Origin of the sequence: Helicobacter sp. 219-2, from assembly GCF_030053225.1 — a bacterium.
In the GTDB taxonomy this organism is placed as follows: Bacteria; Campylobacterota; Campylobacteria; order Campylobacterales; family Helicobacteraceae; genus Helicobacter; species Helicobacter pylori_C.
Window position 1 is genome coordinate 594,947 of the sequence record NZ_JASGBS010000001.1, and the last position, 15,824, is coordinate 610,770.

At 40.1% G+C, this 15,824-nt stretch carries 15 protein-coding genes and 1 tRNA gene; 9 read left to right on the forward strand and 7 right to left on the reverse strand.

The window, feature by feature from the left end; all coding sequences use genetic code 11:
- Positions 1 to 19: 19 nt before the first annotated feature.
- From dps to P6280_RS03020, 4 genes are all read right to left on the reverse strand, one after another.
- The gene (dps, locus tag P6280_RS03005; protein WP_000846475.1) at positions 20 to 454 is read right to left on the reverse strand and encodes a DNA starvation/stationary phase protection protein; all 435 of its coding nucleotides are present in this window, start codon (positions 452 to 454) and stop codon (positions 20 to 22) included.
- Between the two features lie 206 nt (positions 455 to 660).
- Complete coding sequence (gene flgS, locus P6280_RS03010) at positions 661 to 1,806, reverse strand: acid survival sensor histidine kinase (protein WP_283236951.1); 1,146 nt, start codon at positions 1,804 to 1,806, stop codon at positions 661 to 663.
- A complete protein-coding gene (locus tag P6280_RS03015; RefSeq protein ID WP_000609421.1) occupies positions 1,803 to 2,120 on the reverse strand; it encodes a hypothetical protein in 318 nt (105 codons plus the stop codon). Before P6280_RS03015 ends, flgS begins: the two co-directional genes overlap by 4 nt.
- Positions 2,117 to 3,145, reverse strand: a complete 1,029-nt coding sequence (locus P6280_RS03020; protein ID WP_283236952.1) for a flagellar basal body P-ring protein FlgI — start codon at positions 3,143 to 3,145, stop codon at positions 2,117 to 2,119. Before P6280_RS03020 ends, P6280_RS03015 begins: the two co-directional genes overlap by 4 nt.
- A 188-nt stretch (positions 3,146 to 3,333) precedes the next feature.
- On the opposite strand from P6280_RS03020, the gene P6280_RS03025 reads away from it, so the two are divergent.
- From P6280_RS03025 to P6280_RS03035, 3 genes are read left to right on the forward strand one after another with little or no spacing between them, the layout of a single operon-like run.
- Positions 3,334 to 4,812 carry a DEAD/DEAH box helicase gene (locus tag P6280_RS03025; RefSeq protein WP_283236953.1) on the forward strand — a complete coding sequence of 493 codons (1,479 nt, stop codon included), beginning with the start codon at positions 3,334 to 3,336 and terminating at the stop codon, positions 4,810 to 4,812.
- Positions 4,813 to 4,832: 20 nt separating this feature from the next.
- On the forward strand, positions 4,833 to 5,921 hold the full coding sequence (locus tag P6280_RS03030; RefSeq protein WP_001121076.1) for a prohibitin family protein: 1,089 nt from the start codon (positions 4,833 to 4,835) through the stop codon (positions 5,919 to 5,921).
- A gap of 6 nt (positions 5,922 to 5,927) precedes the next feature.
- Entirely contained in the window at positions 5,928 to 6,467 is a 540-nt protein-coding gene (locus P6280_RS03035; protein WP_283236954.1) for a DUF2393 domain-containing protein, read from the forward strand.
- Between the two features lie 87 nt (positions 6,468 to 6,554).
- On the opposite strand, the gene nikE is transcribed toward P6280_RS03035, so the two are convergent.
- From nikE to P6280_RS03050, 3 genes are all read right to left on the reverse strand, one after another.
- Positions 6,555 to 8,105: a nickel ABC transporter ATP-binding protein NikE gene (gene nikE, locus P6280_RS03040; RefSeq protein ID WP_283236955.1), complete on the reverse strand. Its 1,551-nt coding sequence runs from the start codon at positions 8,103 to 8,105 to the stop codon at positions 6,555 to 6,557.
- 9 nt (positions 8,106 to 8,114) lie between these two features.
- Entirely contained in the window at positions 8,115 to 9,137 is a 1,023-nt protein-coding gene (locus P6280_RS03045) for an ABC transporter permease (protein ID WP_283236956.1), read from the reverse strand.
- 105 nt (positions 9,138 to 9,242) lie between these two features.
- Positions 9,243 to 9,318: transfer RNA gene (locus tag P6280_RS03050), tRNA-Ala, on the reverse strand.
- A 163-nt stretch (positions 9,319 to 9,481) separates the two neighbouring features.
- Between P6280_RS03050 and hopF the strand changes: the two genes are divergently transcribed.
- The 6 genes from hopF to rseP all read left to right on the forward strand — a co-directional run bounded on the left by hopF (position 9,482) and on the right by rseP (position 15,815).
- A complete protein-coding gene (gene hopF, locus P6280_RS03055; RefSeq protein ID WP_283236957.1) occupies positions 9,482 to 10,927 on the forward strand; it encodes a Hop family outer membrane protein HopF in 1,446 nt (481 codons plus the stop codon).
- A 12-nt stretch (positions 10,928 to 10,939) separates the two neighbouring features.
- Positions 10,940 to 12,358, forward strand: a complete 1,419-nt coding sequence (gene hopG, locus P6280_RS03060) for a Hop family outer membrane protein HopG (RefSeq protein ID WP_283236958.1) — start codon at positions 10,940 to 10,942, stop codon at positions 12,356 to 12,358.
- Positions 12,359 to 12,456: 98 nt separating this feature from the next.
- Positions 12,457 to 13,692: an adenylosuccinate synthase gene (gene purA / locus P6280_RS03065; RefSeq protein WP_283236959.1), complete on the forward strand. Its 1,236-nt coding sequence runs from the start codon at positions 12,457 to 12,459 to the stop codon at positions 13,690 to 13,692.
- A complete protein-coding gene (locus tag P6280_RS03070; protein WP_283236960.1) occupies positions 13,689 to 14,117 on the forward strand; it encodes a flagellar export protein FliJ in 429 nt (142 codons plus the stop codon). Before purA ends, P6280_RS03070 begins: the two co-directional genes overlap by 4 nt.
- Positions 14,110 to 14,769, forward strand: a complete 660-nt coding sequence (locus P6280_RS03075; RefSeq protein ID WP_283236961.1) for a MotE family protein — start codon at positions 14,110 to 14,112, stop codon at positions 14,767 to 14,769. Before P6280_RS03070 ends, P6280_RS03075 begins: the two co-directional genes overlap by 8 nt.
- Positions 14,769 to 15,815, forward strand: a complete 1,047-nt coding sequence (rseP, locus tag P6280_RS03080; protein WP_283237455.1) for an RIP metalloprotease RseP — start codon at positions 14,769 to 14,771, stop codon at positions 15,813 to 15,815. Before P6280_RS03075 ends, rseP begins: the two co-directional genes overlap by 1 nt.
- The last annotated feature ends 9 nt before the right edge of the window (positions 15,816 to 15,824 follow it).

A 15,824-nucleotide genomic window follows, 5' to 3' on the forward strand; every position in this document is an offset into this window, starting at 1 on the left:
CTGGCTTCTTTTGGGGAGTTTAAGCCAAATGGGCTTGCAACATCCAAATGGATTTTTGCAACTTGGCTAATTGATCGTCCGCATAAGTTACGGTGACTTTATCGCCTTCTTTTTCAGCGGTGTTAGAGAGCTCTTTAAATTCTTTCTCTAGGTGTTTGTAGTCCTCTAGAATTTCTTTAAAAATGTCTTTAGAGTGGAAGCTCGTTTTAGTTTCTTCTTTAACACGAGTGAGTTTGAGTGCTTCGGTTAAAGTGACTAAGGGGTGGTGTCCTAATTGAACAATCCTTTCAGCGAGATCATCAAACATGTCCGCAAACTCTTCATAAATTTCTTCAGTGGCTTTATGCACATTGAAAAAATCCGTGCCTTTCACATTCCAATGGAAGTTATGCACTTTCATAAACAACACGATCGCATCCGCTTGCAAATGTTTTAAAATTTCAAATGTTTTCATCAAAAATCCTTTTTTTAAAATTGTTTTAGGCTTTTATTTTCATAAAAACCTTGACCGCCATTCTATACCAAAAGAGTTAATGAAAAATTTTTTTGATCTTATTTTTGTTAAATATTGATAAACCCTATTCAATTTAATATTATTTAATCTTTTTAAAATTTTGTTTTATAGTAAAACTCATTTTTTAAGGGGGATGGTTATCAAAGTTAAGAAGCGTTAAGAATCTTAATTTCAAAGGTTTTTTCTTGATTTTCTAATAGCGCAATGCTCCCTTCATGGGCTTTAACCACTTGTAAAGACAGGGCTAACCCTAAGCCATTACCCTTCAATTTAGTGGTTTCAAAAGGCTCAAATAAAGCGCTTTTGTTTTCCACTTCCTTGCCATTATCAATAATGGTGAAGACAATAAATTCGTTTTGAATGAACGCTTCAATCTTCACTTGACCCTGTTCGCTCTCTTCTAAGGCTTCAATCGCATCAATGGCGTTATACAAGAAATTTTGTAGCACAATCCCCATTAAATCAAAGTCAAAAAACCCTTCTTCATCGCTAAAATTAAAAAGGAAATCAATGTCTTTAGAGTAAGTGTAGCAATTTAGGGCTTCTTTGAGATCGCTCTCTAGCGTTTTTAAACTTTGCTTGGTGCGGTTGGCTTGAATGCCTTTAGAAAAAAGCAAGGTGGCTTTAATGATTCTTTCCACGCGCCATAAAGCTTTTTGCAATTCTATAACAATGGGCTTAGTCTTTTCGTTCGCATGCTTTAATAACACCGAAGCTAAAAGAGAGATAGAGCCTACAGGGTTTCTGATCTCATGGGCTAAATGCGCTGAGATTTTCCCCATAGAAGCGAGCCGCTCTTGGCGTTTTTGAGTGCTAATATCGGTTGCGGTGATGATTTGCTTGCCTTGAATGCTGTTTTGCTGGACTAAATAGCTTTTATTTTCATGTTCAATTTCAGTGTTAAAATTTTCTAATTTAGCCTTATTGAACACCTCATGGCTTTGATTGGCTAAAGAATTTTTATAAAAAAAGCTCCCGTTTTCATTCACCACCCAAATGGCTTGCGGTAAAATCTCTATGACCCATTCATAAAGGGCTTTATAATCCTTAAATTCCTTTTCTACCTTGTAGCTTTGTAAAATAAATTGGTTTAAAAGCCCTAGCAATTCTTGCATGTCTTTTTTGTTGGAAAAATTTTCTAATAAATCTTCGCTCTCTTTAGATTTAAAATTTTCTAATGAAATCACATTATCCTCTTTTTTTGACAACCCCTTGAAAGAAGAAGCCTTATCAGAGTGTTTCAAATGGGAACGCTTTAAATAAGGGCGTTTTAAACGCTTGGATTTTTTCATGGTTTTTGTTTTTCTTGCTCTTTTAAGAAATTAAACAGCATTTCGCTATAGCCAAAATTCCCGCTCAATTCTTTAGAAAGGGTGTCCTTATACATGGAAGTGTAAATCTCATCGCCTGGGGCTTTAGGATACAAAGGGTTATCCATTTTCATAGCGCTATCTAGCATGAATTTTAAAAGCAATGCTTCAAAAGAATCGGTTTGTTCTTTGAGGAGCTTGTCGTTTTTATTTTGAGCTAGCGTTTTTAATTTCTCTTCGCTCGCTAATTTAGAAACATTGTATTGCTCTAACATGGCTTTATTGTTGTTTATCATAGTATCTCCATTTCAGCGCTAATCGCGCCGCTTTTTTTTAGGGCTTGCAAGATTGAAACCATCCCCTTAGCGCTCACGCCAATTTTTTGTAAGGCTTTTACCACCCCGGCAATGGTGATATTTTTCCCGTTAGAACTCAGCGTGTTATGAGCGGTGTCTAAGGACATGTTATTGTCTAAATCCTGCGTGTTTTTAGAATCACTTAAAGGCTCTTTAGTGATTTTAAGCGTGATGTCTTGGCTTGTAACCACTATCGGGTGCACCATTATATCCACTCCTGAAACGATTGTGCCTGATTTTTCATCTACAATGATCTTATTTTTCGTGCTGTAATTGATAGGGATTTCTTGCACTAAGGCTAAAAACTCCACCATAGAAAAACGCTCTGGGCGAGTGATTTGAATGGTTTTTGGATCTAGCGCTATGGCTACTTTATTGCCAAATACCTTATTTAAAGTGTTTTGCACTTGGATAGCGTTTTTAAAATTGGGATTTTTTAGGCTTAAAACCATAGCGTTTTTATGGAACAAATCATACGAAACCTCCCTTTCAATAGTCGCTCCATTGATGATATTGGCTGAGAGCAAGTTATTAGAATTACCCGAAGTGATAGCCCCTTGAGCGAGGGCGTAAATATTCCCATCTACCGCATTTAAAGGGGTCATCACCAAAGTCCCTCCTTGAATGGATTTTGCATCCCCAATAGAAGAAATTTGAACATCAATTTTATCGCCCTGTCTTGCAAAGGGGGGCAAGGAGGCTGTAATCATCACTGCAGCGACATTTTTAGATTTAATATCATCTGCAGAGATTTTGACATTCACGCTCTCTAGCATGTTAGAAATGGATTGCATGGTGAATTTTGAGCCGGATTTATCGCCTGTGCCATTTAGGCCAATCACAAGCCCATAACCAATCAGCTGGTTATCCCTTACGCCCACCACGCTCGCTATATCGCCTATTTTTTCGGCGAAAAGCTTGTGAAAGGCTAATACAAAAATAAGCCACAAAAACACCCGTTTCAATCAAACCCTTTCTTATTCCTTAAATTCTAATTATTTTAGCATAAGCCTTTTATAAAAACTTTAAACCTAATTGAGCGTATTTTTATGCTATACTCAAAAATCTTATAAACTTTAAATCAAAGATTTTAATTTTAGCCTTTTATTAGCTTTTTATAAAGTTTCAAATTAAATTGAGGTATGAATCTCCCATGGAATTTAACCAACCACCACTCCCTACAGAAATTGATGATGACGCTTACCATAAGCCGAGTTTTAATGATTTGGGCTTAAAAGAATCGGTTTTAAAATCCGTTTATGAAGCCGGTTTCACTTCCCCAAGCCCCATTCAAGAAAAGGCCATTCCGGCTGTTTTGCAAGGCCGAGATGTCATCGCGCAAGCCCAAACAGGCACAGGAAAAACCGCCGCTTTCGCTTTGCCCATTATCAACAACCTTAAAAACAACCACACCATAGAGGCCTTAGTGATCACGCCCACCAGAGAATTAGCCATGCAAATTAGCGATGAGATTTTCAAATTGGGCAAACACACCAGGACTAAAACCGTGTGCGTGTATGGAGGCCAGAGCGTTAAAAAGCAATGCGAATTTATTAAGAAAAACCCCCAAGTGATGATCGCTACACCAGGAAGGCTATTGGATCATTTAAAAAACGAACGCATCCATAAATTTGTGCCTAAAGTGGTCGTTTTAGATGAAAGCGATGAAATGCTGGATATGGGGTTTTTAGACGATATTGAAGAGATTTTTGACTACCTCCCTAGCGAAGCGCAGATTTTGCTTTTTTCAGCCACGATGCCAGAGCCGATTAAAAGACTAGCGGATAAGATTTTAGAAAACCCTATTAAAATCCATATCGCCCCCTCTAATATCACTAACACTGACATCACCCAACGCTTTTATGTGATCAATGAGCATGAGAGGGCTGAAGCGATCATGCGCCTTTTAGACACCCAAGCGCCCAAAAAGAGCATTGTTTTCACGCGCACCAAAAAAGAAGCCGATGAATTGCACCAATTCCTTGCTTCTAAAAATTACAAAAGCACCGCCTTGCATGGGGATATGGATCAAAGGGATCGGCGCTCTTCTATCATGGCGTTTAAAAAAAATGACGCTGATGTGTTGGTGGCTACAGATGTGGCGAGCCGTGGGCTAGACATTAGCGGTGTAAGCCATGTGTTTAATTACCACTTGCCCCTAAATACCGAAAGCTATATCCATCGCATCGGGAGAACCGGGCGAGCGGGCAAAAAAGGCATGGCGATCACTTTAGTAACCCCCTTAGAATACAAAGAGCTTTTACGCATGCAAAAAGAAATTGATTCAGAGATTGAACTTTTTGAAATCCCCACCATTAACGAAAATCAGATCATCAAAACCTTGCATGACGCTAAAGTGTCTGAAGGAATCATCAGCCTTTATGAACAGCTTACCGAAATTTTTGAGCCGTCTCAATTGGTTTTAAAACTTTTGAGTTTGCAGTTTGAAACCAGCAAAATCGGCTTGAACCAGCAAGAAATTGATGCGATTCAAAACCCTAAAGAGAAAACGCCAAAACTCTCTAACAAAAAAACGCACCCGCATGAGCCAGTGCGTTCTTTCAAAAAGAGCCATTACAGAGAAAAAGGCTCTAAAACGAACCACCATTCTAAAAAACCCAAACGCCGTTAAAATATTTAAAAAGGAAATTCATGCCCATTGATTTGAACGAACATTTAAAAAAGAAAAATTCTCAAAGAGAAACCCCCACGCCTAATACGCCTAATAATGGGGGGCGTTTCATCCCGCCGTCTAACTCTTTTAATTCTAAAAAACTATCGGTTTTAATTGTCATTGTCCTTTTAGGCGTTATCGCTTTTTTGGCTAAGCCTTTTGAAGTGATTAGCTCAGGAGAAATTGGCATTAAAATCACCGCCGGGAAATACGAACCCACCCCCTTACAGCCAGGGATCCACTTTTTTGTGCCTATCATTCAAGACATCCTCATTGTGGATACAAGGATCAGAAATATCAATTTTTCACGCACTGAAGACATGGGCGTGGCGGGTAAAAACCAAGGGATTTTTAGAAACGACGCTATTAATGTGATGGATAGTAGGGGTTTGACCGTTTCTATTGAACTCACCGTGCAATACCGCCTAAACCCTCAAACCACCCCCCAAACGATCGCTACTTATGGCTTATCTTGGGAGCAAAAAATCATCAACCCTGTGGTGCGCGATGTGGTGCGCTCTGTCGTGGGGCGCTACCCGGCTGAAGATTTACCCATTAAACGCAATGAAATCGCCGCTTTGATCAATAGCGGTATCAATAAAGAAGTTTCTAAGCTCCCCAACACCCCTGTGGAATTAAGCTCTATCCAGTTGCGAGAGATCGTCTTGCCCGCTAAGATTAAAGAGCAAATTGAAAAAGTCCAAATCGCGCGCCAAGAATCAGAAAGGGTGAAATACGAGGTGGAGCGCTCCAAGCAAGAAGCTCAAAAGCAAGCCGCTCTGGCTAAAGGGGAAGCGGACGCTAACAGGATTAAGGCTCAGGGCGTGGCGGATGCGATCGTGATTGAAGCTAAGGCGAAATCTCAAGCTAATTTAAGCATTTCGCAAAGCTTGAGCGACAAGCTTTTAAGACTGCGCCAAATTGAAGTTCAAGGCCAGTTTAATGAAGCGTTAAAAACGAACAATAACGCTCAAATCATGCTCACTCCAGGTGGGGCTGTGCCTAATATTTGGATTGACACTAAAAGTAAGGTTAAATCTAGTATTGCCGAGACTAAAGAGCCTTAAAAACGCATGGCGTCTCTTGCCTTTATCCAAGTTTTTTTGGAGTCTTTTAAGGGCTTTTTAAGTCAAGCGACTTTAATTAGCGTTTTAATAGCGAGCGTTTTAATCCTTTTTTGCACGATTTTGCTCCTTTTGGCTTTGCTTTTAAGGAACCGCTTGGCCAGATACATAGCGGTAGCGGCTTTTTTGGGCGCGTTTTTAAGCATGCCTTTTGTTTTGAAGGTTTTACTCACTCAAACGATTTACCCCATAGAAACACGCATCTTGCACGCTAACCCTTTAAGTTATAGCAACGCTTTTTCTTTGCAAGTGGGAGTCAAAAACAATTCCAAATTTACTTTAAACAAATGCGTTTTACGCCTAGAAGTGCTTAAAAACCCTCACAATTTTGTAGAAGAGCATGCGTTTAAATGGTTTGTCAAAAAAAGCTATGAAAAAACATTTAAAGAAAGGATTTTGCCTGAAGAATCCAAGGTTTTTTCATTCTTTATTGACAACTACCCTTATTCAAAAACAGCCCCCTATCAAGTTTCTTTGTTTTGTTTGTAGAAAGCTAAAAGATAACGCCCGAGATAACATTCATTATAAAAGCGGTTAAAAACGCTAAAAAACATAAATTTTTAAAACAAAGCGTTTTTAAAGCCTGGATTCTAACAAACGCTTCGTATAAGCGTGTTTTGGGTTTTCAAACACCTCTTCAATAGCGCCTGTTTCTACGACTTTCCCCTCGCTTATCACTAACACCTTATCGCAAAACGCTTTGATTACATCTAAATCATGGCTGATAAACAAATAGCTCAAATCCTGCTTTTCTTGTAAATCCAACAACAATTCCAACACGCTTTTTTGAATGCTTTTATCTAAAGCAGAAGTGGGCTCATCTAAAAGAATGATTTTAGGTTTTAAGGCAATCGCTCTAGCGATCGCCACTCTTTGGCGCTCCCCACCGCTGAGTTCATAAGCGTAAAAGTTAAGCAATTCAGGGTTTAAACACACTTCTTCTAAACAAAGTTTTGCGAGATGGTGCCATTCTTTTTTGGAAGCTTTGGGGTAAGCAAAGCGCAAAGCCTCTGTTAAAATGCTTTGAATGCTTAAGCGAGGGTTTAGTGATGCGTAAGGGTCTTGAAACACCATTTGCAAAATCTTGCGGTAGGGTTTGAACGCCTTAGAATTTAAAAGCCCCACGCTTTGGCCTAAAATCTTTTCTTCCCCGCTATTTAACGCAAGTTTTAAAAGCCCCAACGCTAAAGAGCTTTTCCCGCTCCCGCTTCTGCCAATGATGCCGATATTTTCTTTGGCTTTGAGGGAAAAATTGACTGATGCGATAAGGGGCTTTTTTAAAGAAGGCCTAAAAAAGCGTTTTTGCAAGTAATAAACGCTAAAATCTTTCACCTCTAAAAGCGTTTCATCTAGCGCTTTTAAATTTTTAGCGGGCAAGTTTGAAGCTTGAATCAAGAGTTTTGAATATTCGTGCTTGGGGTCATTAAAAAGCTCTTTAGTGGCATTGGTTTCTACTATCTCGCCTTTTTTTAGCACATAAACCCTATCAGCCAAGCGTTTGACCGCTTTCAAATCATGGCTAATGAATAAAAGGGCGATGTTTTTTTCCACGCTCAATTGCTTGAGCAAGTCTAAAATCTGGTTTTGGATTTGCGCATCTAATGCGGTGGTAGGCTCATCGCAAATGAGCAGTTTGGGTGCATTAATGATGCCCATAGCGATACACACCCTTTGGCACTGCCCTCCGCTCAATTCATAAGGGTAACGATTCAAAAATTTTTCATCTAATTGGACTTGTTGCATGGCGTTTAAAACCTTTTCTTTAAGGAGCGTTTTAGAAGCGTTTTTATGGTGTAAAAAATAGGCTTCACTCATTTGCTTGCCGATTTTATGCAAGGGGTTTAGACTGGATAGGGGGTCTTGAGCGATGTAAGCGATCGCATTACCCCTTAAATGCTGCATAAATTCTTCGCTTTCTTTTAAAAGGTTGGTTGTTTCAAACAGCACCTCCCCATTATGGGGCTTGAATCTAGGGTTTAAACGCATGATGATGTTAGCGATAGAGCTTTTCCCGCTCCCGCTCTCGCCCACGATCGCCACCCTTTCGCTAGGATTTAACGAAATATTGATGTTTTGGAGCGAAAAATGCGCGTTTAAAACGCAGTTCAAGTTTTTGATTTCTAGCATGCAACCCCCTTATTTGAGCATGTTAGCGTTGAAAGCATCGCGCACCCCTTCGCCAATGAACACCAAAACAGAAAGCAACAAGCTAATGGCCACAAATGCAACGATGGCTAAATGGGGCGTGGTGAGATTATCTTTGCCTTGATTGACTAATTCTCCCAAACTCGCGCTCCCTATAGGCATGCCAAAACCCAAGAAATCCAAAGACACTAAAGTAGAAATACTAGCCGCCATTAAAAACGGCACATAAGTGATCGTCGCTACTAAAGCGTTGGGTAAAACATGGTAGAAAATGATTTTTAAATCATTCACCCCAAGCGCTCTAGCGGCTTTGGTGTAGTCCATGTTTCTTGCTTTTAAAAACTCCGTGCGCACGACTTGAGAAAGCCCCATCCAGCTAAAGAGCAAGACTAGAAATAAAATGATCCAGAAATTAGAATTAAACGCGCTAGAAATCACAATGAGTAAAAAAAGCATAGGGATCGCGCTCCAAATCTCGCTCAACCTTTGCCCCACTAAGTCTATTAACCCTCCATAATACCCTTGAAACGCTCCCAAACTCACGCCAATAAGAACGCTAAAAAGGGTGAGTAAAATCCCAAACACTAACGAAACACGATAGCCATAAACCAGTCTGGCTAACACATCTCTGGCTTGATCGTCTGTGCCTAAAAAGTGTTTGAAGCTTGGGGGGGTGGGGGCAGGCGAGTCTAAATCCATAATGATCGTATCGTAGCTATAGGGGATGAGCGCATGGATGATGAAAGCGTCTTTTAAAAGCGTGTTTTTCACATAAGGATCGTTATAATCTGTGGGGGTGAAAAAATCGCCTCCAAACTCCACTTCCGCATAGTTTTTGAATATGGGGAAATACGCTTTATTATCTTTATAGATGAATAAGGGGCGATCATTGACCCATAAGGGGGCTAAAAGAGAAAGCGCTAATAAAGCGATAAAAAGATAGAGCGAAAACACCGCCCGCTTATTCTTTTTAAAACTAAGAATGCGCATTTTAAACAAACTGCTCACGCTCAAACTCCCTTGATGAAAAACAATTCCTAAGATTATAATTAATTATGGGTAATACTAGCAAGAAAATGGGTTTGATCCATAAAGAAAGATGATAAGCGTAATAATTAATGGTGGAGTGTAGGGGGTTCGAACCCCTGACCTCAACGCTGCCAGCGTTGCGCTCTCCCAACTGAGCTAACACCCCACTAAAATTAAGCGAGCATTATAACATTTTGCTTAAAAGATGTCAATTTGATGCTTTTTTGAAACGCTTAATAGCAAATTAAGAATGATTATCTTAAAATTAGGAAGTTTCTTTTATGGATTAAGTAAAATCACTTATCAAAGCCAAAGCAAAAAGGATATTTTTGAAAAACCACTCCTTTAAAAAAACGATCGCTCTTTCCTTGCTAGCGAGCATGTCTTTGTGTAACGCTGAAGAAGATGGGGCGTTTTTTGTCATAGATTATCAAACGAGTTTGGCCAGACAGGAATTGAAAAATCCAGGCCTCACTCAAGCGCAAGAATTAAAGCAGTTGATTAGAGATGGGGCTGTGAGGTTGCAAACTTCTGCCATTCCCTTATCCTACTACTTGGATATTTTAGGGAATAAAACAAAAACTCTTTTGAGTGAAAGCATGAAAGGCAATGCGCAAGCATCACAGCAAAACGGACCATCACACCAAGCCTTAGTCAATTTAGAGCAATCTCTAGAGATTTTAGGAAAGCTATTGGATCTATCCCAACAATACGCTAATCAGGGTGTCATTAAGCCTTTGGTGGTGGATGTAGGGAAAGAGCAAATCGGTATCACTGACAGCATGCTCTCAGTGGCTCAAAACATCGTTTTAGCTTTAGGGCAAGTGGATTTGAGCAAAATCCAACAAAACAATAATAACAAACAGCTATACGAAAACATTGTGAAAGTCATGCTTTTAGGTGCAGGCGGGACTAATGGAGCGTATAATGGCGTGAGTGTGGGCGATATTGCCACAGGCATGCAAAATTTTTCTTCGCAAACGGGCTTGATAGGGGCTAATTCTACGGTTAGCGAGATCAACGCTTTGATTAAGAGCGGGATTTCTTTAGATCGTGAGACTTTGGGGTTAGGGAGTTTTATTGAAAAAAATATCTGTAGCAGCGCATCGTCTTGTTTTAGTGGGAATCAGCTTATCTATAAGAAAGGGCTAGATAGAGTCATAAACATCATCAGTGCGAGCTTAGGTCAGTTTGAATATTCGGCTAGTTCTCTTTATAAGATTTCTTATATCCCTAATCTCTTTTCGCTCAGAGATTACCAGTCAGCGAGCATGAACGGCTTTGGGGCTAAGATGGGTTATAAACAATTTTTCACCCATAAGAAAAATATCGGCTTAAGGTATTATGGGTTTTTGGATTATGGCTATGCGAATTTTGGCGATACGAATTTAAAAGTGGGAGCGAATCTTGTTACTTATGGGGTAGGAACGGATTTTTTATACAACGTGTATGAACGCTCTAGAAGGAGAGAAAGGACTACAATCGGCCTTTTCTTTGGTGCTCAAATTGCAGGGCAAACTTGGAGCACTAATGTAACGAATTTATTGAGCGGGCAAAGGCCTGATGTGAAGTCCAGTTCGTTCCAATTCTTGTTTGATTTGGGCGTGCGCACCAACTTTGCAAAAACCAATTTCAATAAGCACAAGCTAGACCAAGGGATAGAATTTGGGGTGAAAATCCCTGTTATCGCTCATAAATATTTCGCAACCCAAGGCTCAAGCGCGAGCTATATGAGGAATTTTAGCTTCTATGTGGGCTATTCAGTCGGTTTTTAAGGAAGGCTCTTGATGAAAAATACCAATATAAAAGAGATAAAGAATATAAGAATGAAAAAAGGTTATAGTCAATACCACGCGCTCAAAAAAGGGCTTTTAAAAACCGCTCTGCTTTTTAGCCTTCCTTTAAGCATGGCGTTAGCTGAAGATAATGGCTTTTATATGGGAGTGGGCTATCAAATCGGCGGTGCGCAACAAAACATCAATAACAAAGGCAGCACTTTAAGGAATAATGTCATTGATGATTTCCGCCAAGTGGGAGTGGGTATGGCAGGGAGTAATGGGCTTTTAGCCTTAGCGACAAACACGACCATGGACGCTCTTTTAGGGATAGGTAATCAAATTATCAATACTAATACAGCTGTTGGCAACAACAACGCAGAATTAACCCAGTTTAAAAAAATACTCCCCCAAATTGAGCAACGCTTTGAGACGAATAAAAACGCTTATAGCGTTCAAGCCTTGCAAGTGTATTTGAGTAATGTGCTTTATAACTTGGTTAATAATAGTAATAATGGCAGTATTAATGGAGTGGTTCCTGAATATGTAGGGATTATAAAGGTTCTCTATGGTTCTCAAAATGAATTCAGTCTCTTAGCCACGGAGAGCGTGGCGCTTTTAAACGCGCTTACAAGGGTGAATTTGGATAGTAATTCGGTGTTTTTAAAAGGGCTCTTAGCCCAAATGCAGCTTTTTAATGACACTTCTTCAACAAAGCTAGGCCAGATCGCAGAAGGCTTGAATAAGAGCGGTGGTGCAGGATCAATGCTCCAAAAGGATGTGAAAACCATCTCGGATCGAATCGCTACTTACCAAGAGAATCTAAAACAGCTAGGAGGGATGCTGAATCATTACGATGAGCCCTACTTGCCCCAATTTGGGCCAGGCAAAAGCTCTCAGCATGGGGTTATTAATGGCTTTGGCATTCAAATGGGCTATAAGCAATTTTTTGGGAGAAAGAGGAATATAGGCTTACGATATTACGCTTTCTTTGATTATGGCTTTACGCAATTGGGCAGTCTTAGCAGCGCTGTTAAAGCGAATATCTTTACTTATGGCGCTGGCACAGACTTTTTATGGAATATCTTCAGGAGGGTTTTTAGCGATCAGTCCTTGAATGTGGGGGTGTTTGGGGGCATTCAAATAGCGGGTAACACTTGGGATAGCTCTTTAAGAGGTCAAATTGAAAACTCGTTTAAAGAATACCCCACTCCCACGAATTTCCAATTTTTATTCAATTTGGGCTTAAGGGCTCATTTTGCCAGCACCATGCACCGCCGGTTTTTGAGCGCGTCTCAAAGCATTCAGCATGGTATGGAATTTGGCGTGAAAATCCCAGCTATCAATCAAAGGTATTTGAAAGCGAATGGGGCTGATGTGGATTACAGGCGTTTGTATGCGTTCTATATCAATTACACGATAGGTTTTTAAGCTCTTTTTAGGGCTTATAAAGAGGCTCTTTACTTTTTTTTGGTATTCTAACAAGCTTTTAAACCATCCAATCTACTTTGTTTTAAGGATAATATTTTATGGCAGATGTCGTTGTGGGGATTCAGTGGGGAGATGAGGGGAAGGGAAAAATTGTTGATAGGATCGCTAAAGATTATGACTTTGTGGTGCGCTATCAAGGCGGGCATAATGCCGGGCATACCATTGTGCATAAGGGGGTTAAGCATTCTTTGCATTTAATGCCCTCAGGGGTTTTATACCCCCAATGCAAGAACATCATTTCTAGCGCAGTGGTCGTGAGCATTAAGGATTTGTGCGAAGAAATCAGCGCGTTTGAGGATTTAGAAAATCGTTTGTTTATCAGCGACAGAGCCCATGTGATCTTGCCTTATCATGCCAAAAAAGACGCTTTTAAAGAACAATCTCAAAACATCGGCACGACTAAAAAAGGCATAGGCCCTTGCTATGAGGATAAAATGGCGAGGAGCGGGATAAGAATGGGGGATTTATTAGACGATAAAATCTTAGAAGAAAGGCTAAACGCTCATTTCAAAGCTATTGAGCCTTTTAAGGAAGCGTATGATTTGGGCGAGAATTACGAAAAAGATTTGAGAGAGTATTTTAAAACTTACGCTCCAAAAATCTGCCCCTTTATCAAAGACACGACAAGCATGCTGATAGAAGCGAACCAAAAGGGTGAAAAAATCCTACTAGAAGGGGCGCAAGGCACGCTTTTAGACATTGATTTAGGGACTTACCCTTTTGTAACAAGCTCTAACACCACGAGCGCTAGCGCATGCGTGAGCACCGGCTTAAACCCTAAAGCGATCAATGAAGTGATAGGCATCACGAAAGCCTATTCTACTCGTGTGGGTAATGGGCCTTTCCCTAGCGAAGACACTACACCCATGGGCGATCATTTAAGGACTAGGGGTGCGGAGTTTGGCACGACAACCAAGCGCCCACGGCGTTGCGGGTGGCTGGATTTGGTGGCTTTAAAATACGCTTGCGCTTTGAATGGTTGCACGCAATTGGCTTTAATGAAATTAGATGTTTTAGACGGGATTGATGCGATTAAGGTGTGCGTGGCTTATGAAAGAAAGGGCGAAAGATTAGAGGCTTTCCCTAGCGATCTGAAAGATTGCACACCGATCTATCAAACTTTTAAAGGCTGGGAAAAAAGCGCGGGCGTGAGAAAATTGAACGATTTAGAGCCAAACGCTAGAGAGTATATCCATTTTATTGAAAAAGAAGTGGGTGTAAAAATCCGTCTTATTTCTACAAGCCCTGAAAGAGAAGACACGATTTTTCTATGAAAAAATTCGCTTCTGTATGGGTGCAATTAAAAGCCCTTGCGTTAGAAAAAATAGAGCAAAAGCTTGAAAGCAAGCGTTTAGAATGGCGGCAAAATGAGCGAGAAATTTTGGACAAACAAGCCCAACTGAGCGCGTTTAAAAACCCTGAATTGGGGGGAATGAGCCTTTTTTTACAAACCCAGCAATTAAAAAGCGCTCTAAGAATGGAGATAGAATATTACCAACAACAGGGCGAGAATTTAATTAAGGATTTAAAAATTTTAGAAAAAGATTGTCTTTTGGCTAACCAGGAATTAGAAAAAGCTAAAATCATTTTAGAAAATGAAAAGCGAAAAGAAAAGGAAGTTTTGGAAAAAAAAGAGCAGGCTCTTTTAGACGAAAACGCCATGATTTTACACTGGCAAAAAGAGGGCTTGCATGCGTAAAATCTTGTTAATGGGTCTGATTTTACAAACGCTCTTTGGCGAAGAAGCTACGCAAGAATTGTTGCAATGCTCTGCGATTTTTGAATCCAAAAAAGCCGAATTGAAAGACGATTTGCGCCGATTGAGCGAAAAAGAGCAGTCTTTAAGGATCTTGCAAACCGAAAACGCCCGCCTTTTAGATGAAAAAAACGATCTGTTAAACAAAAAAGAAAAAGAAGTGGAAGAAAAACTGAAAAATTTAGCCGCTAAAGAAGAAGCCTTTAAAACCTTACAAACGGAAGAAAAAAAACGCCTTAAAAATTTGATAGAAGAAAACGAAGGCATTTTAAGAGAAATCAAGCAGGCTAAAGACAGCAAGATTGGCGAGACTTATTCTAAAATGAAAGATTCTAAGTCCGCCTTGATTTTAGAAAATCTACCCACTCAAAACGCCTTAGAAATCTTAATGGCGCTAAAACCCCAAGAATTAGGTAAAATTTTAGCCAAAATGGATCCTAAAAAAGCGGCGGCTTTGACAGAGTTGTGGCAAAAACCCCCACGAGAAAATAAAGAAAGCCCAAAAACCATACCACCCACGCCTCCTATAGCACCCACACCTCCTAAAGAGCCGATGATAAAAGATCCTAACGCCAAAGAGCCTGCAGGGGTATGATGTTCATTGTAGCGGTTTTAATGCTGGCGTTTTTAATCTTTGTCCATGAATTAGGGCATTTCACTATCGCTAGGATTTGTGGGGTGAAGGTAGAAGTATTTAGCATTGGTTTTGGTAAAAAACTCTGTTTTTTTAAGCTTTTTGGCACGCAATTCGCTTTGTCTTTGATCCCGCTTGGGGGCTATGTGAAATTAAAGGGCATGGATAAAGAAGAAAATGAAACGAATGAAAGTGCGAATGATAGTTACGCGCAAAAAAGCCCTTTCCAAAAGCTATGGATACTATTTGGGGGGGCGTTTTTTAATTTTCTTTTTGCGATTTTAGTGTATTTTTTTCTGGCATTGGGTGGGGAAAAAGTCTTACTGCCCATCATTGGCGATTTAGAAAAAAACGCGCTAGAAGCCGGGCTATTAAAGGGGGATAAAATCCTTTCTATCAACCACAAAAAAATAGCGAGTTTTAGAGAGATTAGAAGCGTAGTGGCGCATGCTAGAGGCGAGTTGGTTTTAGAAATAGAGCGCAACCATCAGATTTTAGAAAAACGACTGACCCCCAAAATCGTGGCGGTGATAAGCGATTCTAACGATCCTAATGAAATCATCAAATATAAAGTAATAGGCATTAAACCGGACATGCAAAAAACAGGCGTTGTCTCTTATTCCTTGTTTCAAGCGTTTGAGCAGGCCTTGAGTCGGTTTAAAGAGGGCGTTGTTTTGATTGTGGATTCTTTAAGGCGTTTGATTATGGGAAGCGCTTCAGTTAAAGAATTGAGCGGGGTGGTAGGCATTGTGGGAGCGTTAAGCCATGCGAGTAGTTTGAGCATGCTTTTGTTGTTTGGGGCGTTTTTGTCTATCAATTTAGGGATTTTAAATTTATTACCCATTCCAGCGCTAGATGGGGCACAAATGTTAGGGGTTGTTTTTAAAAATATTTTTAAGATCACTTTGCCAGCATTTATGCAAAATGCGTTGTGGCTAGCGGGTGTGGGGTTTTTGGTTTTTATCATGTTTTTAGGGCTTTTCAATGACATCACTCGTTTGCTATAAAAGGGGGAA